At 59.0% G+C, this 23833-nt stretch carries 23 protein-coding genes; 10 read left to right on the top strand and 13 right to left on the bottom strand.

The window, feature by feature from the left end:
• Nucleotides 1–2: 2 nt before the first annotated feature.
• The 3 genes from lepA to lptF all read right to left on the bottom strand — a co-directional run bounded on the left by lepA (nucleotide 3) and on the right by lptF (nucleotide 4146).
• Entirely contained in the window at nucleotides 3–1802 is a 1800-nt protein-coding gene (lepA, locus tag CUN63_RS18685; RefSeq protein ID WP_129441448.1) for a translation elongation factor 4, read from the bottom strand.
• 171 nt (nucleotides 1803–1973) lie between these two features.
• The gene (gene lptG / locus CUN63_RS18680; RefSeq protein ID WP_129441446.1) at nucleotides 1974–3035 is read right to left on the bottom strand and encodes an LPS export ABC transporter permease LptG; all 1062 of its coding nucleotides are present in this window, start codon (nucleotides 3033–3035) and stop codon (nucleotides 1974–1976) included.
• Nucleotides 3028–4146, bottom strand: coding sequence for an LPS export ABC transporter permease LptF (gene lptF / locus CUN63_RS18675; RefSeq protein WP_129441444.1), 1119 nt, complete (start codon nucleotides 4144–4146; stop codon nucleotides 3028–3030). The genes lptG and lptF overlap by 8 nt, the downstream gene beginning before the upstream one ends.
• A gap of 306 nt (nucleotides 4147–4452) precedes the next feature.
• On the opposite strand from lptF, the gene CUN63_RS18670 reads away from it, so the two are divergent.
• The 5 genes from CUN63_RS18670 to rlmF all read left to right on the top strand — a co-directional run bounded on the left by CUN63_RS18670 (nucleotide 4453) and on the right by rlmF (nucleotide 11188).
• Nucleotides 4453–5943 carry a leucyl aminopeptidase gene (locus tag CUN63_RS18670; RefSeq protein WP_129441442.1) on the top strand — a complete coding sequence of 497 codons (1491 nt, stop codon included), beginning with the start codon at nucleotides 4453–4455 and terminating at the stop codon, nucleotides 5941–5943.
• 60 nt (nucleotides 5944–6003) lie between these two features.
• Nucleotides 6004–6432, top strand: coding sequence for a DNA polymerase III subunit chi (locus CUN63_RS18665; protein WP_046048214.1), 429 nt, complete (start codon nucleotides 6004–6006; stop codon nucleotides 6430–6432).
• Nucleotides 6433–6440: 8 nt separating this feature from the next.
• A complete protein-coding gene (locus CUN63_RS18660; protein ID WP_129441440.1) occupies nucleotides 6441–6836 on the top strand; it encodes a DNA polymerase III subunit chi in 396 nt (131 codons plus the stop codon).
• A gap of 217 nt (nucleotides 6837–7053) precedes the next feature.
• Entirely contained in the window at nucleotides 7054–9900 is a 2847-nt protein-coding gene (locus tag CUN63_RS18650; protein ID WP_129441438.1) for a valine--tRNA ligase, read from the top strand.
• Nucleotides 9901–10165: 265 nt separating this feature from the next.
• Entirely contained in the window at nucleotides 10166–11188 is a 1023-nt protein-coding gene (rlmF, locus tag CUN63_RS18640) for a 23S rRNA (adenine(1618)-N(6))-methyltransferase RlmF (RefSeq protein ID WP_129441436.1), read from the top strand.
• Nucleotides 11189–11370: 182 nt separating this feature from the next.
• Here the strand turns inward: rlmF and CUN63_RS18630 are convergent, their stop codons facing one another.
• On the bottom strand, nucleotides 11371–11652 hold the full coding sequence (locus CUN63_RS18630) for an HU family DNA-binding protein (RefSeq protein ID WP_007905514.1): 282 nt from the start codon (nucleotides 11650–11652) through the stop codon (nucleotides 11371–11373).
• Nucleotides 11653–12047: 395 nt separating this feature from the next.
• Here CUN63_RS18630 and yejK point away from each other — a divergent pair, with 395 nt between their 5' ends.
• Entirely contained in the window at nucleotides 12048–13052 is a 1005-nt protein-coding gene (gene yejK, locus CUN63_RS18625) for a nucleoid-associated protein YejK (RefSeq protein WP_008147593.1), read from the top strand.
• Entirely contained in the window at nucleotides 13052–13402 is a 351-nt protein-coding gene (locus tag CUN63_RS18620) for a glutaredoxin family protein (protein WP_129441434.1), read from the top strand. Before yejK ends, CUN63_RS18620 begins: the two co-directional genes overlap by 1 nt.
• Before the next feature lie 105 nt (nucleotides 13403–13507).
• Here the strand turns inward: CUN63_RS18620 and CUN63_RS18610 are convergent, their stop codons facing one another.
• The 5 genes from CUN63_RS18610 to CUN63_RS18590 form a co-directional block, all read right to left on the bottom strand.
• Nucleotides 13508–14446 (bottom strand): glutathione S-transferase family protein, encoded by a 939-nt coding sequence (locus CUN63_RS18610; RefSeq protein ID WP_129441432.1) that lies wholly within the window; start codon nucleotides 14444–14446, stop codon nucleotides 13508–13510.
• A gap of 88 nt (nucleotides 14447–14534) precedes the next feature.
• Nucleotides 14535–14855: a GIY-YIG nuclease family protein gene (locus CUN63_RS18605; protein ID WP_129441430.1), complete on the bottom strand. Its 321-nt coding sequence runs from the start codon at nucleotides 14853–14855 to the stop codon at nucleotides 14535–14537.
• 39 nt (nucleotides 14856–14894) lie between these two features.
• Nucleotides 14895–15365: a nuclear transport factor 2 family protein gene (locus tag CUN63_RS18600; protein ID WP_129441428.1), complete on the bottom strand. Its 471-nt coding sequence runs from the start codon at nucleotides 15363–15365 to the stop codon at nucleotides 14895–14897.
• A 127-nt stretch (nucleotides 15366–15492) separates the two neighbouring features.
• Nucleotides 15493–16800, bottom strand: a complete 1308-nt coding sequence (locus tag CUN63_RS18595) for a CynX/NimT family MFS transporter (protein ID WP_129441426.1) — start codon at nucleotides 16798–16800, stop codon at nucleotides 15493–15495.
• Nucleotides 16790–17449, bottom strand: a complete 660-nt coding sequence (locus CUN63_RS18590; RefSeq protein ID WP_129441424.1) for a FadR/GntR family transcriptional regulator — start codon at nucleotides 17447–17449, stop codon at nucleotides 16790–16792. The genes CUN63_RS18595 and CUN63_RS18590 overlap by 11 nt, the downstream gene beginning before the upstream one ends.
• Nucleotides 17450–17614: 165 nt before the next feature.
• On the opposite strand from CUN63_RS18590, the gene CUN63_RS18585 reads away from it, so the two are divergent.
• Complete coding sequence (locus tag CUN63_RS18585; RefSeq protein ID WP_129441422.1) at nucleotides 17615–17890, top strand: type II toxin-antitoxin system MqsR family toxin; 276 nt, start codon at nucleotides 17615–17617, stop codon at nucleotides 17888–17890.
• 32 nt (nucleotides 17891–17922) lie between these two features.
• Nucleotides 17923–18411: a type II toxin-antitoxin system MqsA family antitoxin gene (locus CUN63_RS18580; protein ID WP_129441420.1), complete on the top strand. Its 489-nt coding sequence runs from the start codon at nucleotides 17923–17925 to the stop codon at nucleotides 18409–18411.
• Between the two features lie 63 nt (nucleotides 18412–18474).
• On the opposite strand, the gene CUN63_RS18575 is transcribed toward CUN63_RS18580, so the two are convergent.
• The 4 genes from CUN63_RS18575 to CUN63_RS18560 form a co-directional block, all read right to left on the bottom strand.
• The gene (locus tag CUN63_RS18575; protein WP_129441418.1) at nucleotides 18475–19239 is read right to left on the bottom strand and encodes an amino acid ABC transporter ATP-binding protein; all 765 of its coding nucleotides are present in this window, start codon (nucleotides 19237–19239) and stop codon (nucleotides 18475–18477) included.
• Nucleotides 19240–19250: 11 nt separating this feature from the next.
• Complete coding sequence (locus CUN63_RS18570) at nucleotides 19251–20348, bottom strand: amino acid ABC transporter permease (RefSeq protein ID WP_046048227.1); 1098 nt, start codon at nucleotides 20346–20348, stop codon at nucleotides 19251–19253.
• A 10-nt stretch (nucleotides 20349–20358) separates the two neighbouring features.
• A complete protein-coding gene (locus CUN63_RS18565; protein ID WP_129441416.1) occupies nucleotides 20359–21540 on the bottom strand; it encodes an amino acid ABC transporter permease in 1182 nt (393 codons plus the stop codon).
• 65 nt (nucleotides 21541–21605) lie between these two features.
• Complete coding sequence (locus CUN63_RS18560) at nucleotides 21606–22634, bottom strand: amino acid ABC transporter substrate-binding protein (protein WP_123365710.1); 1029 nt, start codon at nucleotides 22632–22634, stop codon at nucleotides 21606–21608.
• 466 nt (nucleotides 22635–23100) lie between these two features.
• On the opposite strand from CUN63_RS18560, the gene CUN63_RS18555 reads away from it, so the two are divergent.
• The gene (locus CUN63_RS18555) at nucleotides 23101–23757 is read left to right on the top strand and encodes an alpha/beta hydrolase (RefSeq protein WP_129441415.1); all 657 of its coding nucleotides are present in this window, start codon (nucleotides 23101–23103) and stop codon (nucleotides 23755–23757) included.
• Nucleotides 23758–23833: the final 76 nt, after the last annotated feature.

Here is a 23833-nt window from a genome sequence, read left to right as displayed (position 1 = left end):
ACCTAACTATCCAACCTGAGCACTGCAAGGAAGGCTTCTTGTGGAATTTCCACGTTACCGACTTGCTTCATGCGTTTCTTACCGGCCTTCTGCTTTTCAAGCAGTTTCTTCTTACGGCTAACGTCACCGCCGTAGCATTTGGCCAATACGTTCTTTCTGAGTGCCTTGACAGAGGTCCGCGCAATGATCTGCCCGCCAATGGCGGCCTGGATCGCGACGTCGAACATCTGACGTGGAATCAGTTCTTTCATCTTCTCGGTCAACTGGCGACCTTTGTAGTGCGCGTTATCCTTGTGCACGATCAACGCCAGGGCGTCGACCTTGTCACCGTTGATCAGCACATCCAGTTTCACCAGATTAGCCGATTGATAACGATCGAAATGGTAATCCAGCGAAGCATAGCCACGACTGGTGGATTTCAGACGGTCGAAGAAGTCCAGGACCACTTCGTTCATCGGCAAATCGTAGGTCACTTGAACCTGGGTACCGAGGAACAGCATGTCGTGCTGTACGCCACGTTTCTCGATGCACAGGGTAATGACGTTGCCCAGGTGCTCTTGCGGCACAAGAATATTGGCCCGCACGATCGGTTCGCGCATGTCTTCGATCGAGGACAGGTCTGGCAGCTTCGACGGGTTGTCGACGTAAATCGTTTCACCGGTTTTCAGCAGCAGCTCGAAAATTACCGTCGGCGCCGTGGTGATCAGGTCCAGGTCGTACTCGCGCTCCAGGCGCTCCTGGATGATTTCCATGTGCAGCATGCCGAGGAACCCGCAACGGAAGCCGAAGCCCAGTGCGTCGGAGCTTTCCGGGGTGTACTGCAGGGACGAGTCGTTGAGCGTGAGCTTTTGCAGGGCTTCACGAAAATCTTCGAAGTCGTCGGAACTGACCGGGAACAGACCGGCGTACACCTGCGGCTGAATGCGTTTAAAACCTGGCAGTACATCAACGTCCGGCGTGGAGCTCAAGGTCAGGGTGTCACCGACCGGTGCACCATGGATGTCCTTGATGCCGGCAATGATGAAGCCCACTTCGCCGGCCTTCAGGTCAACGGTCGCGGAGTGTTTAGGGTTGAAGACACCGACGCTGTCCACCAGATGGATCTTGCCGGTGGACTTGACCAGGATCTTGTCGCCCTTCTTCACACGACCGTGGCGCACGCGAACCAGGGAAACAACGCCCAGGTAGTTGTCGAACCAGGAGTCGATGATCAACGCTTGCAGCGGATCTTCATAGTTGCCGGTCGGCGCAGGAATGGTCTTGACCAGACGCTCCAGCACTTCGTCGACGCCCAGACCGGTCTTGGCACTGCACTCGACCGCGTCGGTGGCATCGATGCCGATGATTTTTTCGATTTCTTCTTTCACGCGGTCCGGATCGGCCTGAGGCAGGTCGATCTTGTTCAGGACCGGCATCACTTCCAGGCCCTGCTCGATCGCGGTGTAGCAGTTGGCTACCGACTGCGCTTCAACGCCCTGACCGGCATCGACCACCAGCAACGCACCTTCACAGGCCGCCAGCGACCGGCTGACTTCGTAGGTGAAGTCAACGTGGCCCGGGGTGTCAATGAAGTTCAGCTGGTACTTGATGCCATCGCGAGCGGTGTAATACAGGGTGACGCTGTGGGCCTTGATGGTGATCCCGCGTTCACGTTCCAGGTCCATGGAGTCCAGAACCTGGGCTTCCATTTCGCGCTCGGCAAGGCCGCCACACATCTGGATGAAGCGATCGGCCAGCGTCGACTTGCCATGGTCAATGTGGGCGATGATGGAGAAATTGCGGATATGACTCAAATCACTCACGGATCAACACTCAAAAAGGCTGCAGGCATAGCCCGCCGAAAAATAGCCGGGAATTGTACCTGATCCACGGCGCAAGCGTCACGTTCGCAGGTCAGACGGCGCCTACAAAAACGCCCCGGTCTTGCGACAGAGGCGTTTTGAGTGACCTGCAAGGTCAGGAGAAACCCTTGATCAACCGGCCCTGCGCAACAACCAGACCCCGGCCAAGGCACAAACACCCGCCGGAATAAGCACCGCAAACAGCGGCGAGAAACCGAAGACCAGGCTCGAAGGACCGAGCAAATCCTGAACAATACGGAAGGTGAAGCCCACCAGCACACCGGTGAACACTCGCTGACCAAGGGTCACCGAGCGTAGCGGACCGAAGATGAAGGAAATCGCCATCAGTACCAGCGCAGCGGTGACCAGCGGTTGCAACACCTTGACCCAAAATGCCAGCCAGTAACGACCATTGCTCAAGCCTTGGTCAGCCAGGTAGTGGATGTACCCCCACAGACCACTAATCGACAGCGAATCGGGCGACATCACCACGGTATCCAGCAGTTGCGGGCTCAACGCCACGTTCCAGCGCTCGACCGGAGCGGTCACCACTTCGGTGTTCTTGTCATGGAATAACGTGGTCGTGACATCGCTGAGCTGCCAGTGATCCTTGTCGAATTCGGCGCGCTTGGCGAAGCTTGAGGACAGCATGTGGCGCTGATCGTCGAAGCGATAACGGGTCACGCCATACAGCAAACCGTTTGGCTGCACGGAGTTGACGTGAATGAACTCGTCCCCCTGACGGTGCCACAGGCCATGCTTGGCGCTTTGCGCATCGCCGCTGCCCTGGGCCAGCGAGCGATTGGCCTGAGCGGTGACTTCGGTGGCCGGCGCGACGTATTCGCCGATCAGCACACCCACCACCATCAGGATCAGCATTGGCTTCATGACCGCCCAGACGATTCGCCCGATCGACACGCCCGCAGCGCGCATGATGGTCAGCTCGCTGTGACTGGCCAGACTGCCGAGGCCGATCAGGCAACCGATCAGTGCCGCCATCGGCAACATGTCGTACAACCGACGTGGCGCGGTCAGCAAGACGTAGCTCAACACGTCCATCAAGGTGTAGGTATCGCTGACCTCACTCATCTCATCGATGAACGCGAACAGCGTCGCCAGACCGAGAATGATCCCCAGTACCGCCAGAATTGCCACGAAAACGCTGCTACCAATGTAGCGATCGAGCTTATCCACGAGCCACCTCCAGCGCGCTGCGGCGACTCGCCAACTTCAATTGCATTGCCTCCCAATAGAGCAAGCCCAGGCCAATCGCCAGGAAGATCGCGTGAACCCACCACAACCCCAGAACAGGCGGAATCTTGCCTTTTTCAAGGGCGCCACGAGCGGCAATCAGAATGCTCAGATAAGCCATATAAAGAAGAATCGCCGGCAGCAGCTTGAGGAAACGGCCCTGACGCGGATTGACCCGCGACAGCGGCACCGCCATCAGGGTCACGATGAACACCAGCAACGGCAGGGATAGACGCCATTGCAGTTCGGTGCGGGAGCGGATGTCATCGCTGCCGATCAGGGTACTGGTGGCCATCGCGTCACGGTCGGTCACTTCATCGCTGACGTCCGGCTTGGGCAGCAATACGCCGTACTCGTCGTACTTGATCGCCCGGTAATCAGCCTGTCCCGGATTGCCGTCATAGCGATAGCCGTTGTCGAGAATCAGGTAACGGTTACCGTCGGGGCGAATTTCCTGACGGCCCTTCTCGGCCACCAGCACGGAAATCCCGCGATCCTTGTTATCGGAATTGACGTTCTTCTGCGAAATGAACACGCCGCCAAGGTTGATGCGGTCATCCGACAGCGTTTCGGTGTAGGTCACCCGCGTCCCGTCACGCAGCGCCTGGAAGCGACCTGGCTCGAGGGTGTCGAACTCGGTCAGGGCATCCTGCTTGTTCAACAGCAACTGGAATTGATTGGCGCCTTGTGGCGCCAGGCTCAGGCTCAGCCATGCCACCACCAATGCGACGAGGGTGGCCGGAAAAAGGGTCATGGCAAACAGACGCTGCTGGCTCATGCCGGTGGCCGACAGCACGGTCATTTCGCTTTCGAGGTACAAGCGACCGTAAGCCAGCAGGATCCCGAGAAACAGGCCCAACGGCAGAATCAGTTGCAGGAAGCCCGGCAGACGGAAACCCATGATCAGGAATAGCGAGCCCGGATCCAGGAGACCAGAGGCCGCCTGGGCGAGGTATTTAATGAAGCGACCGCTCATGATGATGACCAACAGCACGGCGCTGACGGCGCTCAAGGTCAACAGGACTTCGCGGGATAGATAACGGAAGACGATCAAACCAGACACTCCAGGGTTGTCAGGCTAAGGCGGCCAAACAAGCAAACGTATCAGACAGCCCGCAGGGCAGAGCCGCCGAAAAAGATGGCGCATTATCCTGTGATTGGGTGCGCCTGTCACTGCGCATGCTCAAGCAGGCGGGTAATGCGCTGAAGATCGTACAACCGAGGGTTGTCAGGCTCGGGGCACGAGGTTCAAACTGCGGCCTTTGTCGCGGGCCGTGACCTGCGTCTTTCTATTTATAAGCAAGCTCGAATGCATGCCGTCGAGCTCTTGCGTGTTGACCATTAATTCAGGGACCCGGACATGGAACTGGTTGTAAAAAGCGTTAGCCCAGAAACGTTGAAAACCGCCACTCTGGTGGTCGCCGTCGGCGAAGGCCGCAAGCTCGGCGCCGTCGCCAAGCAACTCGACGAACTGAGCGGTGGCGCCATCAGCGCCGTGCTCAAGCGCGGTGACCTGGCTGGCAAAGTCGGTCAGAGTCTGTTGCTGCACAGCCTGCCGAACCTCAAGGCCGAGCGCGTGCTGCTGGTCGGCGTTGGCAAGGACAAAGAGCTGGGCGACCGCCCGTTCCGTAAAATCATTGCCGGCATCCTCAACACCCTTAAAGGCCTGGGCGGCAGCGATGCGGTGCTGGCCCTCGACGAAGTCGTGGTCAAAGGCCGCGACAGCTACGGCAAGACCCGCCTGCTGGCGGAAACCCTGGTGGACGGCGAATACACGTTCGACCAGTTCAAAAGCCAGAAAGCCGAGCCTCGCACCCTGAAGAAAGTCACTTTGGTGACCATCAAGGCTGCACAGGCTGAAGTCGAGCGCGCCGTGGCCCACGCCACCGCTATCGCCAACGGCATGGCGTTCACCCGCGACCTGGGTAACCTGCCGCCGAACATCTGCCACCCGACGTTCCTCGGTGAGCAAGCGAAGAACCTGGGCAAAGAATTCAAGAGCCTGAAAGTCGAAGTCCTTGATGAGAAGAAGATCAAGGACCTGGGCATGGGCTCGTTCTACGCCGTGGGCCAGGGCAGCGCCCAGCCACCGCGCCTGATCGTCATGCAATACAACGGCGGCAAGAAATCCGAGAAGCCGTATGCACTGGTCGGCAAAGGCATCACTTTTGACACTGGCGGCATCAGCCTGAAACCGGGCGCCGGCATGGATGAAATGAAGTACGACATGGGCGGCGCTGCCAGCGTATTCGGCACCCTGCGCGCCGTGCTCGAGCTGAAACTGCCGATCAACCTGGTGTGCATCCTGGCGTGCGCCGAGAACATGCCGAGCGGCAACGCTTCGCGTCCTGGCGACATCGTCACCACCATGAGCGGCCAGACCGTGGAAATCCTCAACACCGACGCCGAAGGCCGTCTGGTGCTGTGCGACGCCCTGACCTACTCCGAGCGCTTCAAGCCACAAGCAGTAATCGACATCGCGACCCTGACCGGCGCTTGCGTCGTTGCGCTGGGTTCCCACACGTCGGGCCTGCTGGGCAACAACGACGAACTGATCGGCCAACTGCTGAGCGCCGGCCAATCGGCTGACGATCGCGCCTGGCAACTGCCGCTGTTCGATGAGTACCAGGAACAGCTGGACAGCCCGTTCGCCGACATGGCCAACATCGGTGGCCCGAAAGCCGGCACCATCACCGCCGCCTGCTTCCTGTCGCGCTTCACCAAGAACCTCAACTGGGCGCACCTGGACATCGCCGGCACGGCCTGGACCAGCGGCGGCAAGGACAAGGGCGCCACTGGCCGTCCGGTTCCATTGCTGACCCAATACCTGCTGGACCGCGCCAAAGCCTGAAACCGATGACCCAGGGCGGCGTTGCTTTCGGGTGACGCCGCCCTTGGCTCAGGAACCGCAATGACCAAAGTCGACTTCTATATCCTGCCCAGCGCAGATCCTTCAGCGCGGCTGGATTTTGCCTGCAAGCTCACCGAAAAAGCCTGGCGCATGGGCCACCGCATCTATCTGCATTGCAGCGATGCCGCCCAGCGTGACGATCTCGATGCGCGTTTGTGGGCCTTCAAGGGCGAAAGCTTCGTGCCCCACGGCCCTGCTGAAAATGAGCCGGACGGTTTGATTGTGTTGGGTCTTGGCGATGACTGCGGCCCGCATCAGGACCTGTTGGTCAATCTCGCCCTGAAAGTCCCGGCATTCGCCAACAAGTTCGCCCGCGTGGCGGAAGTGGTGGTAGAAGATCCGACGATTCGTACGGCTGCGCGGGAGAGTTTCCGTTTCTACCGCGAACAGGGCTATCCTCTGCAAGATCACCGTTTACAGCGACTCTGAGCATTCCGATGGACACTCCAAAACCGCTGCAAAAGTCCGCGCATCTGCTGGACGACCTTGAGTCGATCCGTCAATTGCTCGGCGATGACAACCTGCAACCGCCCTTGCTCACCGACACGGTCGAGGAAGGTGATCAGGAACAGATTCCAATGCTGTTCGATACGGTCGGCGCCAGCCCGCCAACCCTCGAACCGGCGCCACCCGCCCCTGCTGCCCCTGCCGCCCAACCGGCGCCCGTCGCCAGCAAGGGCCCCGACGAGCTGCTGCACCTGGATGGCGAACTGCGTGCCGCCGCGCAATTGATCATGCAAGACGTGATCGACGACTTCGCCCCGCACATCGAAACCGAAATCAAACGCCGCCTCAGCGCGCGGATGGAACGCCTCCTCAGCCAATACGAATAACCCACCCTCCTTGTGGGAGCGGGCTTGCTCGCGAATGCGGTCCAACATTCAACATTAATGCTGACTGACACACCGCCTTCGCGAGCAAGCCCGCTCCCACATTTGATTGGCGTCGTTTTTGATGATGCGCCCGGTCTGCCCCTGCTCGCCCTGCGCCCCATGCCCCGCTATACTTGCCGGCTTTTCCTGAATAAATGCCAATAGGGTCCCGCCGCGCATGGATAAGACCTACCAGCCGCACGCCATTGAAACTTCCTGGTACAACACCTGGGAGTCAGAGAATTACTTCGCCCCGCAAGGCGCGGGCGAGTCCTACACCATCATGATCCCGCCGCCGAACGTCACCGGCAGCCTGCACATGGGTCACGGCTTCAACAACGCGATCATGGACGCCCTGATCCGTTTCCGTCGCATGCAGGGTCGTAACACCCTGTGGCAGCCGGGTACCGACCACGCCGGTATCGCCACGCAAATGCTGGTGGAGCGTCAACTCGAAGCTCAGGGCCAGAATCGTCACGATCTGGGCCGCGAAAAATTCCTCGAGAAAGTCTGGGAGTGGAAGGATCAGTCCGGCGGCAACATCAGCCGTCAGATCCGCCGTCTCGGCTCGTCCGTGGACTGGGGCCGCGAGCGCTTCACCATGGACGACGGCCTCTCGGAAGCCGTTAAAGAAGCCTTCGTGCGTCTGCACGAAGACGGCCTGATCTACCGCGGCAAGCGTCTGGTCAACTGGGACACCAAGTTGCACACGGCGATTTCAGACCTCGAAGTGGAAAACCATGACGAGAAAGGTTTCCTGTGGAACCTGAAATACCCGCTGGCCGACGGCGCCAAGACCGCTGAAGGCAACGATTACCTGATCGTCGCGACCACTCGCCCGGAAACCATGCTCGGCGACGCCGCCGTAGCGGTTAACCCGAACGATGAACGCTACCATGCCCTGATCGGCAAATTTGTCGAGCTGCCGCTGGTCGGCCGCCGCATCCCGATCATCGCCGACGATTACTGCGACCCAGAATTCGGCACCGGCTGCGTGAAAATCACCCCGGCCCACGATTTCAACGACTATGAAGTCGGCAAGCGCCACAACCTGCCGCTGCTGAACATCTTCGACAAGAACGCCGCCGTATTGCCGGCCTGTCAGGTGTTCAACCTCGACGGCACGCTCAACGAAAGCATCGACGGCAAGATCCCGGCCGAATACGCCGGTCTGGATCGCTTCGAAGCGCGCAAGCAGATCGTTGCTGCGTTTGACGCCGCCGGCCTCTTGGTCAGCGTCAACGACCACGCCCTGAAAGTACCGAAAGGCGACCGTTCCGGCACTATCATCGAGCCGTGGCTGACCGACCAGTGGTACGTGTCGACCAAGCCATTGGCTGAGCCAGCCATCGCTGCCGTTGAAGACGGTCGCATCGCGTTCGTGCCGAAACAGTACGAAAACATGTACTTCTCGTGGATGCGCGACATCCAGGACTGGTGCATCAGCCGTCAGCTGTGGTGGGGCCACCGGATTCCGGCCTGGTACGACGAGTCGGGCAAGGTCTATGTCGGTCGCGACGAAGCCGATGTACGTGCCAAGCACAACCTCGGCCCGGACGTTGCACTGCAACAGGACAACGACGTTCTCGACACCTGGTTCAGTTCGGGCCTGTGGACCTTCTCCACGCTCGGCTGGCCTGAGCAGACCGAATTCCTGAAGAAATTCCACTCCACCGACGTGCTGGTGACCGGTTTCGACATCATTTTCTTCTGGGTTGCCCGGATGATCATGCTCACCATGCACTTGGTGAAAAACGAAGACGGCACGCCGCAGGTTCCGTTCAAGACTGTTTATGTTCACGGCCTGGTGCGTGATGGCCAGGGCCAGAAGATGTCCAAGTCCAAGGGCAACGTCCTGGATCCGCTGGACATCATCGACGGCATCGAGCTCGAAGACCTCGTGCAGAAACGCACCTCCGGCATGATGCAGCCGAAACTGGCGAAGAAGATCGAGAAGCAGACCCGCGACGAGTTCGCCGACGGCATCGCCAGCTACGGCACCGACGCTCTGCGCTTCACCTTCTGCTCGCTGGCGTCCACCGGTCGCGACATAAAGTTCGACATGGGCCGCGTCGAAGGCTATCGCAACTTCTGCAACAAGATCTGGAACGCCGCGCGCTATGTGCTGGACAAGGGCGAAGACTGCGGTCAGAACGGCGAGGCTTACGAGCTGTCGCTGGCGGACCGCTGGATCATTTCGCAGCTGCAACGCACCGAAGCTGAAGTGACCCGTCAACTCGATCAGTTCCGCTTCGACCTGGCCGCACAAGCCTTGTACGAGTTCATCTGGAACCAGTATTGCGACTGGTACCTGGAACTCTCCAAGCCTGTGCTGTGGGACGAAAACGCGCCGGTCGAACGTCAGCGTGGCACCCGCCGCACCCTTGTTCGGGTATTGGAAGTCGCGCTGCGTCTGGCACATCCGTTCATGCCGTTCATCACCGAAGAAATCTGGCAGCGCATCGCGCCGCTGGCCGGTATCGAAGGCAAGACGATCATGCTGCAACCGTGGCCAGTGGCCAATGAAGAGCGCATCGACCAGGGCGCCGAAGACGATATCGAGTGGCTGAAGACGCTGATGCTTGGCACGCGCAACATTCGCGTCGAGATGAACATCGGACCAGGCAAGCCGTTGAACCTGTTCCTGAAAAACGTCAGCGCCGAAGATCAGCGTCGTCTCACGGAGAACGAAGCCCTGCTGAAGAAGCTGGCTCGCCTCGAATCGATCACCGTGTTGGCTGCTGGCGAAGAAGCACCGCTGTCCGCCACCGCACTGGTCGGCGAGATGGAAGTGCTGGTGCCGATGGCCGGCCTGATCGACAAAGACGCCGAATTGGCCCGTCTGGACAAGGAAATCCTGCGTCTGCAGGGCGAAGTTCAGCGGGTTGGCGGCAAGCTGTCTAACGCCGGTTTCGTCGACAAGGCCCCGGCCGAAGTCATCGACAAGGAACGCGCCAAACTGGCTGAAGCTGAACAGGCTTTGGGCAAGTTGGCCGAGCAGCATGCGCGGATTGCCAGTTTGTAACGGCACATCGCAATGAAAACGGGAGGCCCGAAACGGCCTCCCTTTTTTATGCCCGACGCTTTCTCCCAAACACCCCCCCCCTGTGGGAGCGAGCTTGCTCGCGATGAGGTCATAATATTCAACATCGACGTTGGCTGACAGTCCGCTATCGCGAGCAAGCTCGCTCCCACAGGGGGGATGGCGGTGTTTGTCACAATTGCGTTCACAACGGCTGGATGTGGGACAATACCCGCCACTTTTAGCCATACCCGAATCGACCACGCCCATGAACGCCCCCCGCACACCCCGCCCCGCGCGCAAGAAGCCTGACACCGCCACCCCGGCCAAAGCCGTGGAGCCCCGCGAGAAGGCCAGCCTGCATCCGCGCAACCGCCATCAGGGTCGTTACGACTTCCCGGCGCTGATCAAAACCACGCCGGAACTGGCGAAGTTCGTGATCATCAATCCGTACGGCAAGGAAAGTATCGACTTCGCCAGCCCGGACGCAGTGCGGGTGTTCAACCGTGCGTTGCTCAAGTCGTTCTACGGCGTCGCCCATTGGGACATCCCGGCCGACTACCTCTGCCCTCCGGTTCCGGGCCGTGCCGATTACGTGCACTTCCTGGCCGACCTGCTGGCCAGCGTCAACGACGGCGAGATCCCTCGCGGTGCGCCGGTCAAGGTGCTCGATATCGGCATGGGCGCCAACTGCGTCTATCCGCTGATCGGCTACAGCGACTACCGCTGGCACTTCCTCGGCTCGGAAATCGACCCGACGGCCGTGGCCGCTGCCAAAGCCATCGTGCAGTCCAACGGGCTGAACAAAGCCATCCAGTTGCGCCAGCAAAGCAATCCCAAGCACATTCTGCTGGGCCTGCTCGAACCCGGCGAACGCTTTGACCTGACCATGTGCAACCCGCCGTTCCACGCCTCGATGGACGAAGCGACCAAGGGCAGCGAACGTAAATGGCGCGCGCTGGGCCGTGCTGATCCAAAACGCAAACTGCCTGTGCTGAACTTTGGCGGTCAATCGGCAGAATTGTGGTGTGAAGGTGGCGAAGCACGGTTTGTGACGCAACTGATCGCCGAGAGCGCGCATTTCCAACACAAAGTACTTTGGTTCAGCACCCTGGTCTCGAAAGCCTCCAACCTGCCGGCGATCCAGACTGCGCTGAAAAAGGCCGGCGTACTGGAAAGCCAGGTCGTGGAAATGTCTCAGGGGCAGAAGCAAAGCCGTTTCGTCGCCTGGACCTTCCAGACCAAATCCGAGCAGCAGGTCTGGCGCGAACGTTGGGCTCGCAAAAGCTGAGTGACCCTGTGGGAGCGAGCTTGCTCGCGATGAGGCCATAACATTCAGCACAAGTGTTGACTGACAGGCCGCCATCGCGAGCAAGCTCGCTCCCACATTGGTTTAGCGGTGTAGGTGGTAAATCGCAGACACAAAAAAGCCGTGCCCGGATCACTCCGGAGCACGGCTTTTTTTACTGCGTCTTACTTGTTAACAGCGTCGGTCAGGCCTTTGGCCACAACCAGCTTGATAACTTTCTTGGCAGCGATTTCGATGGCAGCGCCAGTCGAAGGGTTGCGGCCGGTACGGGCAGGACGCTCAGTCACTTTCAGTTTGCCGATACCTGGCAGAGTGATTTCGCCGCCGTTTTCCAGCTGATCGGCAACGATTTGGCCCAGTTGGTCCAGAGCGTTACGCGCGGTGGTTTTTGGCGCGTCGATAGCTTCAGCGATGTCGGCGATCAGTTGGTCTTTAGTAAGAGCCATGTAGTGTTCCTTCCCTATCAAATTCATATGGATTGCAGAGTGCAGTGTCAGCCATCGAGCCCGATCTTCTGGATCTGGCACCCTCGGCCAATAACCACGGGATCGGGGTTATAGATACCGAAATCTGGGTTTGGTTCGACCTGACAAATGCTGAATGCACGCTTAACGCAGTGACTTCGCGTAAGACCGGGCAAAACTAGCACAGAGACGGGGAAATATCCGCCTCTAGCTACCCATTTGGTCAGCTTTATTGCTCTAAAACTGTAAAAAACAGCATAAGCGCCGTTGGACACCTGCGAATTGCCCTTCGTGCCGCGCCAAAACCAGTGGTTGCGGTACACTGGGCGCTTTTTCGGGGGAGCACGCCCTCCTCTCTTCAATCAGCCGAGAAGCCCATGCCGATCCGCCATTGCATCGTCCACCTGATCGACAAAAAACCCGACGGCACACCTGCAGTTCTCCACGCCCGCGACTCCGAACTGGCCGAGTCGAGCGCCATCGAGTACATGCTTGCCGACCTCAATGAGAGCTACAACGCCAAACAAGGCAAGGCCTGGGGTTTCTTCCATGCCGAGTCCGGGGCACACCCGTTCAGCGGCTGGCTGAAGGAATACCTCGATGGCGGCAAGGATTTCACAGCGTTCAGCCGTGTGGCGGTGGAACACCTGCAAAAGCTGATGGAAGAGTCGAACCTCTCTGTGGGCGGCCACGTGTTGTTTGCGCATTATCAGCAAGGCATGACCGACTACCTGGCGATCGCCCTGCTACACCACAGTGAAGGCGTTGCAGTGACCGATCAACTGGACGTGACCCCGTCCCGGCACCTGGATCTGGGCCAACTGCACCTGGCGGCACGGATCAACGTGTCCGAGTGGCAGAACAACAAGCAGTCCAAGCAGTACATTTCGTTCATTAAAGGCAAGAACGGCAAAAAGGTTTCGGAGTATTTCCGCGACTTCATCGGCTGCCAGGAAGGCGTCGACGGCCCCGGCGAAACCCGCACCCTGCTCAAGGCCTTCAGTGACTTCGTCGAAAGCGAAGACCTGCCGGAAGAGTCCGCCCGCGAGAAGACCAAGACCCTGGTGGATTACGCCAGCAGCCAAGCAAAATTGGGCGAACCCATGGGCCTGGAAGAACTCTCGGAGCTGATCGACGAAGAACGCCCGAAAGCCTTCTACGACCACATCCGCAACAAGGACTACGGCTTGTCACCGGAGATTCCGGCAGATAAACGTACCCTCAACCAGTTCCGCCGCTTCACCGGTCGCGCCGAAGGCCTGTCCATCAGCTTCGAAGCGCACCTGCTGGGCTCGAAGATCGAATACGACGAAGAAGCCGGCACGCTGATCATCAAAGGTCTGCCGACCCAACTCACCGATCAGCTCAAGCGGCGTAACTGATGCTCGGCGGCGTACTGAAGAAATGCCTGCTGATCCTGCTGGTGGTCGTGGTCTACCAGAACTGGGGCAAGATCGAGCGGGTGTTCCATCCGGCGCAGGTGGTGTCGGAGCAGACTCAGGCCAAGGCCAACGTCGTGCTCTACGCCACTGAATGGTGTGGTTACTGCAAACTGACTCGGCGCTTTCTCGATCAGAAGGGCATTCCGTACAAGGAGTTCGATATCGAGAAGGATGCTGAGGCGCGCAAGGACTACGAGGCGCTGGGTGGCGGCGGGATTCCGATCATTGATGTGAACGGGACGTTGATTCGCGGGTATGACCCGGATGAAATCCTGGCCGCACTGAAATAAACACAAACCCTGTGGGAGCGGGCTTGCTCGCGAAAGCGGCCTGTCAGTCAACATCAATGTTGAATGTAATGGCCTCTTCGCGAGCAAGCCCGCTCCCACAGGGGTTCATCGGCGCTTTTCGATGCGGAAGCCCAATCGCGGAAAGTGCACATGCACCACACCGACCCGCTCGTCTTCACGACGAAGAATCAATTCTTCACTGCCCGCAAACAGCAACTCACCCTCCACCGGGTCAACGCCGTAATCGATGGCGGCAATGACCACCTGCTGGCCAGCCTCAAAACCATTCGGCTCGTCGAATTGCTCATCCGGCAATGCGGCCGGTGTGGCATTGCGCGCAACCTCCAGCGCCTCCTCGGAGGTCATCTCGCTGAACGCGCCATGACCGAAGCCCAACACGCGACCCAGCCATGCCGAAACCGCTGGATAAGCATCGACCAACGGTGACGTGACGGGCGTGGCCTTGAGGAACCACAACGGATGGGCCAGGGCGAAGTCGGCAATCGACGGCTCGCCGAACAGGAAGTCGCCCTGCTCACGCTGAAGCTGTTGCTCCAGACGCGTCATGATGGTCGGCCACTGATGCCGGGCCTGCTCTGCCGGCAGCCGTGTGGCGCTGCCACCGCTGAACAACTCCGCGCGATCGGCAATGAACGCCTTGATCGCTTCCGGCGGCATATTGCCGAAGCGCACGGCGATCGATTCCGGTTGAAACACCAGGCTGACCGCGTGCTGGAACACTACCGAATCCGCCCATACGGCAAAGGTCGCGGCGATCATTTCCTGACCTTCCGGGAAGAACGCCGGCAAGGCTTTTTCCTGTTCCAGACGACGGGCGATCAGCGACGTGTCGCAATAGATATCCGCGCCAATCTGCAACACCGGCGTCTTGCGGTAGCCGCCGGTCAGCGCGGTCAGATCGGGTTTTGGCATCACCGGCGAGATCTTCACCGAGCGCCAGGACAGCCCCTTGAAGCCCAGCAGCAAGCGGGCCTTTTCAGAAAAAGGGGACGTCGGGTAATGATGAAGAATTAACTCTGACATGCTCGGCTCCGCCGCACGGATAGGGAATCCGCAGCTTAGCGCGCATTCCATGTGCATCCCACCGATCTGCCTGATGGGCACTTATCAATCAGATTGATAAGCCCGCAGCGGCGCTCGCTACCAAGCATTCCTTGGCGCTTTTCTTGAGTTTTTTGATCAGCCGTTCCTGACGTAGCGCTTCGCTTTTATCGCGGCAGACTTCGGTGTAAACCAATGCCACGGCAGGGCTGGAGAGAAAAAAGCGCGCGCCCTTGCCACTCTGGTGGGTGGCGAAGCGGCGCACGGGATCATCGCTGATCCCGCAGTAGAGCGAACCATTGGCCGCGCGAACGAGATAGACGAACCAGGGTTTGCTGACAGGCAGCGTCGGTTCGGCGGCAATGACGGAAGATTCGCTGGCGGTGTTCACGTGACGATCAAGGCTTGTAGGAAACAAGCCGCGATCTTATCAGCGACTGGCCTGGAATGCCTTGAGCCCCTTCAAGGCTTGAGCGCGCACGGCGTTTCTCACCGCCGGCGTCCAGCCCAACAACAGCCCCTTGAAACCCAGCGCCTGTCGGGACCAGGTCCACATGTCGAAGCTGTCGTGATGCTCGCAAATCTTGCCGTCGCGAAAAACGAAGCGTGCCTGAATGTCGTTGACCACGGTATTGCCGGTCTGGCTGAACAGGTACGTCGCCACCCAATGGGCGCCGCCCGTGCGCTCATCGCTGCGCACGTTATCGAACGTCAGGGAAAAATCCTTGGCTCGGGTAGTGAGCATGCGCCACATGTCGCCTGCATCGCGGCCGTGCAACTCGCCGAACGCCGGATCACTGAACACCACGTCGTCGGTATAGCAGGCACTCATGGCCTCGGCATCCAGACGCTGGAAGGCTTGGTAGAACTGGGTGATCAATGCGTTGTGGGCATCACTCATGGACAGGCTCCCTCTGGATGTGCAAATAGATGCGCAAAGTGGTTTCAAAAGATTGCCTGCACGATAGTCAACAAAGGCGCGAAACACTATCGGCATTCGTGAGCCGAATACCGACAGTGCGCGGGTGTCAGACCTTTTCGCTTTCGACCTGGACGTACAGCGAACGGCCGGCGCCGAGACCGGCGATGATCGCCCCAAGGCCGATGATGCCGAAAATCCAGCCCAAGTCGTTCCAGCCACCGGTCCAGTCATGCACGATGCCGACCGCGAACGGCCCCATGGACGCCAGGGTGTAACCGAAGCCTTGGGCCATGCTCGACAGGTTCGCCGCGACATGGGCGTCCCGCGAACGCAGCACGATCAGGGTCAACGCCAGACTGAACGTACCGCCCTGCCCCAGACCCAGCAGGATCGCCCAGCCCCACAAGCCTTCGATCGGTGCGTAAAGACAACCGAACAAACCGCCAAGGGTCAGCAGCATGACGATGACGATCGCCAGACGGTGATCCTTGCCACGCGTCGCCAGCCATGGCGCCGCCAGTGAACTCGCCAACTGAACAATGACCGAGCCTGACAGCACCAGACCCGCCTGGGTCGGCGTCAGGCCGCGACCGATCAGGATCGACGGCAACCAGCCGAACACAATGTAGGCCAGAGAAGATTGCAGGCCCATGTAGAGCGTCACTTGCCAGGCCAGTGGATCACGCAACAGACCGCGAACCCGATACGCGACGTTGTGCGCTCCGTGTTTCTGCCCGACCTGTGGCAACCAGAAAATCGCCGCGACCAATGCCGGAACCACCCAGAAGCCGAGGCCCAAGGCCCAGCTCTTGTCGAAATGCTCGCTCAACGGCACGGTCGCACCCGCGGCCATCGCCGCGCCCAGGCACAGGGCCATGGTGTAGACGCCGGTCATGGTGCCCGCGTGTTTCGCGAAGTCGCGCTTAACGATGCCGGGCAGCAATACGCCGATCACACCGATGCTCGCGCCGGCCAGCACGCTGCCGGCAAACAGGCCGATCTCGCCGAACGAACTGCGCAGGATGATCCCACCGGCCAACATCAAGAGAATGCCCAGCACCACTCGCTCGGCGCCGAAACGTCGTGCCAGCACGGGCGCCAGTGGTGCAAACAAGCCGAGGCACAGCACCGGCAACGTCGTCAGCAAACCGGCCTGGGCTGCCGACAAACCGAGGGTTTTCGACACCTCGCTGAGCATCGGCGCCATGCTCGACAGCGCCGGACGCAGGTTCAGCGCCACCAGAATCAGGCCCAGCAACAGCAGCCACGGCCGCCGCAGGATCGGGTGACTTTGCTGGACCTGTTCGTCATCCGCCTCCGCGTCGATCAGCAGCTCTTCGAGCTCCGCCGTGCGCTTGGGCTGAGTGATGTTGCTGTTGCTGCTGGACATGGAATTCTCGGTTTCAAGGTTCATTGATCAACTGCCTCGACAGGGCTTTGGCCCGTTCCGGGTCGCGTTGCTCGACGGCATCAAGCAGTTCGATATGGAGGTCGAACACCTCTTGGCGTCGAGGGGAAATGTTCAGGGTCTCGCGCAACTGCGCCCCGATGACGCTGGAAAAATAGCGGTACAACTCACTGAGGGTCGGGTTGTGTGCGGCGTCAACCAAGCGGCGGTGGAACACCAGATCGCAGGCGATATACGTGTCGAGATCGCCGTGGTAGTGACTGCCACTGACGCCCAACGCCTCACGCAATGCCACCAGGTCTTCGTCGGTACGACGCAACGCGGCCAGGCCGATGGCCTCGACTTCCAGAATGTGCCGAGTCTCCCGGGCCTGCTCGTGGGAGCAGCGGGACAACGCCTTCATGGTGTCGAGCGGATCGACCACCGCCCGCAAATAGCTGCCGTCGCCTTGACGGATTTCGATCAACCCGGAAAACGCCAATACACGCATGGCTTCACGCACGGTATTGCGGCTGATGCCCAGCTCGGCGGACAGCTCAGGTTCGGTCGGTAAACGCTGGCCGACCGTCCAGACGCCTTCGGTGATGCGCAGGCGTAGCTGGTCCAGTGCCTGGTCGACCAGGGACCGTTTAACTAGCGGAGAAATGTCTGACATAGGATTCGCCCTTTCATCCAATCATAGGATGAATTTTCTGACATGTTAGTCAGCTTCAAGTAGGACGGCAACCGCCTACGGTCAGAGAGAGGGAATGAAGCGGGATTTTCGATTAGTCAAAATTACCCTTTAAGGGTAATTTCAGGGGCAGGGTTTTGGTTTCTTATGGAAAAGAGCACACCCCATTACGACTTGGCGGTGATCAAGGCTGAGGTGGTCAGGCTGGGTAGAAAGGCATTCACCCGACGGGCTGTGGAATCGGGCAGCTACATGGGTTTCAACGTCCGGCAAATGATTGAGGTGATCTGTGCACTGGAACGCCGAATGCTTTTCAAATCCATCACCACCTATGTCGACCACCGGGTTTGGCAGGACGTTTATCACACAACATTTCACGGATTGGAGATTTACATAAAAGTGTCTTACCGCCCCGGCGGTTGACATCCAGTAGTCTCCTTCAAGGAGAAAGACCTATGAGAACGCGGCAATGCGTCAACTGTGGCACACACGATGGGATGGGGCACTTCGAAGGCCGCACACTCTCAGTCAATTACAAACAGATGTCGCGACTTGTTGACGAGCTTGCGGGTTGGGAATGCAGAGTTTGCGGTGAAATCGAATTCGATCATGACACCGACAGCGCCGAGCGTTATGCAGATGCCAGCGATCAATTGCTTCAGGACTGCCTGCAACTGATCGGCTCGGAGATCAAGCGTATCCGCCGCAAACTCCACCTCACGCAAAAAAACGCAGTGAAGTTGCTGTCCGGCGGTGGGAACAATGCCTTTTCGCGGTATGAGCGTGGAGAGCTGCCTGCGCCCAAACCGTTACTCACACTGATGCAGCTGTTGGATCGTCATCCCTATTTACTGGCGGAAATTCAGGTATTGAACGAAGGTGCCGCCCTCAAACAACTATTGGCCGCCCGCCATCCGGAACTGGAAGCGGCACTCACCTCCTGACCTCAAACCCCAGACAAAATAAACCCGGATCAAGTCCGGGTTCATTTCAACACCTGCGCAGGATCAATGCAGGATCTGGCTCAAGAACAGTTTGGTACGTTCATTCTGCGGGTTATCGAAGAAGTCGTTTGGCGCCGCCTGCTCGACGATTTCGCCCTTGTCCATGAAGATCACGCGGTTGGCCACGGTGCGGGCGAAGCCCATTTCGTGGGTCACGCAGAGCATGGTCATGCCGTCTTCGGCGAGGCCGATCATGGTGTCGAGAACCTCTTTCACCATCTCCGGGTCGAGTGCCGAGGTCGGTTCGTCGAACAGCATGATTTTCGGTTTCATGCACAGGGCGCGGGCAATCGCCACACGCTGTTGCTGACCGCCAGACAGTTGCCCCGGGAATTTATGCGCCTGCTCCGGAATGCGTACGCGCTCAAGGTAATGCATGGCGATTTCTTCGGCCTGGCGCTTGGGCATCTTGCGTACCCACATCGGCGCCAGGGTGCAGTTCTGCAGGATGGTCAGGTGCGGAAACAGATTGAAGTGCTGGAACACCATGCCGACTTCACGGCGAACCGATTCGATCTGCTTGAGGTCGTTGGTCAGCTCCACGCCATCGACCACGATGCGACCTTGCTGGTGCTCTTCCAGACGATTGAGGCAACGAATGGTGGTGGATTTGCCGGAACCCGACGGGCCGCACAAGACGATACGCTCGCCCTGTTTAACGTTCAGGTTGATGTCTTTCAACACGTGGAACTGGCCGTACCACTTGTTCACGCCCTGCATCTGAATAATGCCTTCAGGGCTCACAGGCTGTTTGATCGCTTCACTCATAAACTACGCTCCTAACGCTTGTGGCCAGTGTCCAGCTTACGTTCCAAATGCATGGAGTAGCGGGACATACCAAAACAGAAAATCCAGAACACCAGGGCCGCGAACACATAGCCTTCGGTGGCCATGCCCAACCATTTCGGGTCGGCGGCGGCTTGTTTGACGCTGTTGAGCAAGTCGAACAGGCCGATGATGATCACCAGGCTCGTGTCCTTGAACAGCGCAATGAAGGTGTTGACGATACCGGGGATCACCAGCTTCAGGGCTTGCGGCAGAATTACCAGGCCCATGCTGCGCCAGTAACCGAGGCCCATCGCTGCAGCCGCTTCGTACTGACCTTTGGGAATCGCTTGCAGACCGCCACGCACCACTTCGGCGACGTAGGCCGACTGGAACAGGATCACGCCGATCAGTGCCCGCAGCAGTTTGTCGAAGTTCATGCCTTCAGGCAGGAACAACGGCAGCATCACCGAGGACATGAACAGCACCGTGATCAGCGGCACGCCGCGCCAGAATTCGATGAAGGTCACACAGACCACCCGAATCGCCGGCATGTTCGAACGACGGCCCAGCGCCAGGACGATACCCAGCGGCAACGCACCGGCAATACCGACGGTGGCGATCACCAGAGTCAGCATCAGCCCGCCCCACTGGCTGGTCGCCACAGTGCTCAGACCGAAGAGACCACCATGCAACAGGAAGTAGGCAATGATCGGGTACAGGAAGAGGAAGCTCAGGCCATACACCGCTTTACGGTGAAAGCGCGAGATAAACAACGGTGCCACGCCGATGACCGCCAGCCACACGGTCAGGTCCACGCGCCAGCGCAGGTCTGTCGGGTAATAGCCGTACATGAACTGGCCGAAGCGTTGTTGGATGAACACCCAGCAGGCGCCCTCCTTCGTGCAGTCGGCGCGCGTGGTGCCGACCCAGTTGGCATCGAGGATCGCCCAATGCAGGATCGGCGGCACCACCAGGTAGATCAGGTAGAACGCGAACAGGGTCAGCAGGGTGTTGAGCCAGCTGGAGAACATGTTCGCGCGCATCCACGCCACGACACCGATGCTGCGGCTCGGGGGTGGCATGTCAGGTTTGAAAGTATGAGTCGTCATGCGCTTTTCCTTACCGCTCGATCAGCGCAATGCGCTTGTTGTACCAGTTCATCAGCAGGGAAATGCTGATACTGATCGCCAGGTACACGCTCATGGTGATGGCAATCACCTCGATCGCCTGCCCGGTCTGGTTCAGCACCGTACCGGCAAACAACGAGACCATTTCCGGATAACCGATACCGGCCGCCAGCGAGGAGTTCTTCGCCAGGTTCAGGTATTGGCTGGTCAGCGGTGGAATGATCACGCGCAGGGCTTGCGGGATGATCACCTTGCGCAGCGTCGGACCGTTGCGCAATCCCAACGAGTGCGCCGCTTCGGTCTGGCCGTGGCTGACCGACTTGATGCCCGAACGCACGATCTCGGCGATAAACGCCGCGGTGTACACCGTAAGGGCCAGGGTCAGCGCCAGCAGTTCCGGGATCAGCACCCAGCCACCGACGAAGTTGAAGCCTTGCAGCTTCGGCATTTCCCAGTGCAGCGGCGTGCCGAAGATCAATGCGCACAGCGCAGGGATCACCAGGAACAGCGCCAGGCCCACCCAGAACTTGTGGAACGGTACGCCGGTCGCTTCGAAGCGTTTGGTGGCCCAGCGGCTCATCAGCACGATGGCGACAATGGCCACGACGACGCTGACCACAAACGGCCAGAAACCGTCCGCCGTCAACGCGGCCGGCATGTTCAGGCCACGGCTGCTGACGAAGAAAGTGTCGCCAAAGTTATGGCTGTTGCGTGGCCCCGGCATGGTCAGGAACACCGCGAAGTACCAGAACAGGATTTGCAGCAGCGGTGGAATGTTACGGAAGACTTCCACATAAACAGTCGCCAGCTTGCTGATGATCCAGTTCTTCGACAGCCGTGACACACCAACGATGAACCCGAGGATCGTCGCCAGGATCACGCCGATGAAGGTCACCAGCAGGGTGTTGAGCAAGCCGATGACAAACACCCGGGCATAGCTGTCCGATTCGGTGTAGTCGATCAGGTGTTGAGCGATGCCGAAACCGGCACTGCGCTCCAGAAAGCTGAAGCCGGAGGTAATGCCCCGGTGTTGAAGGTTGGTCTGTGTGTTGTCGAACAGATACCAGCCCATCGAGACCACCGCCACAATGGTGATGATCTGAAATAGCCACGCACGCACTTTTGGATCGCTGAGGCTGAGCCTCTGCTTTGGTGCGCCGATTGAATTTTGCATGAAGTGCCCCGCAAATAATGGAACAGAACATCACCCGGTGGTTGGCCCACCGGGTGATAGAACCATCAGCGCACTGGTGGTGCGTATTGAATGCCGCCGTTGTTCCACAGAGCGTTCAGCCCGCGGTCGATGGCCAGTGGAGTGCCCTTGCCGAGGTTTTTCTCGAACACTTCACCGTAGTTACCCACTTGCTTGACGATCTGCACGACCCAGTCTTTCTTCACTTTCAGGTCTTTGCCGTATTCACCGTCAGCGCCCAGCAGACGAGCGACGTCCGGGTTCTTGGTGGCTTTGGCTTCAGCTTCAACGTTTTTCTGGGTGATGCCCATTTCTTCAGCGTTGAGCATCGCGAACAGGGTCCACTTGACGATGCTGAACCACTCTTCGTCGCCTTTACGCACGACCGGGCCCAGAGGCTCCTTGGAGATGGTTTCCGGCAGAACGACGTAGTCGGTCGGGGTCGCCAGCTTGCTGCGCTGTGCGTAGAGCTGGGATTTGTCGGAGGTCAGCACGTCGCAACGACCGGATTCCAGCGACTTGGCGCTTTCATCGGAGGTGTCGAAGGTGATCGGGGTGTATTTCAGACCGTTGCCACGGAAGTAGTCGGAAACGTTCAGCTCGGTCGTGGTACCGGCTTGAATGCAGATGGTGGCGCCGTCGAGTTCTTTCGCGCTCTTCACGCCCAGCTTGTTGTTCACCAGGAAGCCGATGCCGTCGTAGTACGTCACGCCGGCAAACACCAGGCCCATGCCCGAATCGCGGGAGCTGGTCCAGGTGGTGTTACGCGACAGCACGTCGATTTCGCCGGACTGCAGCGCGGTGAAACGCTCTTTGGCGTTCAACTGGCTGAATTTGACCTTGGTCGCGTCGCCGAAAACGGCAGCGGCCACAGCGCGGCAGACGTCAGCATCGATGCCGATGATCTTGCCAGTCGAGTCCGGAACCGAGAAGCCCGGCAGACCATCACTTACGCCGCACTGTACGAAACCTTTCTTCTGCACTGCATCCAGGGTTGCACCCGCCTGAGCGAACCCACTGACACCGAGTACTGCGGCTGCAGTCACGATAGCCAGGGTGGATTTCAACATCTTCATTCAAACCTCCAGTTTTGCTCTTGTTGTGTCGGAGCTGAGTCCAGTCGCACCCTTATGAGGCGTTGTTGACCCGTGTTGGCTTTTTTTGGGGTCAACCGACGTAAGACCTGCGCTATGAGTCTAGTAGGAGAAAATCCACATCATGGACAACTCACTTCTCACCAATCGGCCGAACGGGCTGTAGCCCTTTCACGTTCGCGAAGCCCGTAGCGGCCACTGGCGAACATCCATCACCGGATTCTTTGCTATCCCATCGCCAGCAGTACACTGATAGTGTTACCGCAAGGCGCGAGATGGGTTGCACCGTTTTCCCATAGCAAAGCCCGTACCAGACCGCTCGCTGAAGCGATTGCGCTACAGGTCAATAGCAAAACTTGTAGCCTTGCGACATCTTCTTAACTGATCAACCAGGCACGCCCTCAGACCTCGCACTCAATGAGAGCGCCTGCACAACATTGGAGCAACCATGACCGAGCCCTTGATTCTTCAGCCCGTCAAGCCTGCAGACGCCTGCGTTATCTGGCTGCACGGCCTGGGCGCCGATCGCTACGACTTCCTGCCGGTGGCCGAAGCACTGCAGGAAAGCCTGCTGACCACCCGCTTCGTTCTGCCCCAGGCACCAACCTGCGCCGTCACCATCAATGGTGGTTACGAGATGCCAAGTTGGTACGACATATTGGCCATGAGCCCCGCGCGCGCGATCAACCGCGAGCAGCTGGAAGAGTCGGCAGACAGGATCGTTAAATTGATCGACGTGCAGCGCGCCAGCGGAATAGACGCCTCGCGGATATTTCTGGCAGGTTTTTCCCAAGGTGGCGCGGTGGCGTTACACGCCGCTTTTCTGAAATGGCAGGGGCCGTTGGGTGGCGTACTTGCCCTCTCGACCTATGCACCGACCTTCAGCGATGAACTGGAGCTTTCCGCCAGCCAGCAGCGCATTCCCGTTCTGTCTTTACACGGCCAGTACGATGACGTCGTTCAAAACTCCATGGGCCGAACCGCCTACGAGTATTTAAAGCAGCATGGTGTCACCGTCACATGGCAGGAATACCCAATGGGCCACGAAGTGTTACCCGAGGAAATTCGCGACATTGGTGTCTGGCTCGCCGAGCGCTTGCGTTAACTGTTTATGTGAAAAGCAGCCCATTGATCCATCCCACTACGCCGCGCCCGATTCTTGCATTACACTGGCCGGCGTA

This window comes from Pseudomonas sp. ACM7 (assembly GCF_004136015.1).
In the GTDB taxonomy this organism is placed as follows: Bacteria; Pseudomonadota; Gammaproteobacteria; order Pseudomonadales; family Pseudomonadaceae; genus Aquipseudomonas; species Aquipseudomonas frigoris.
Note: the sequence above shows the minus strand (reverse complement) of the source record. Positions and strands in the feature narration are given on the sequence as shown.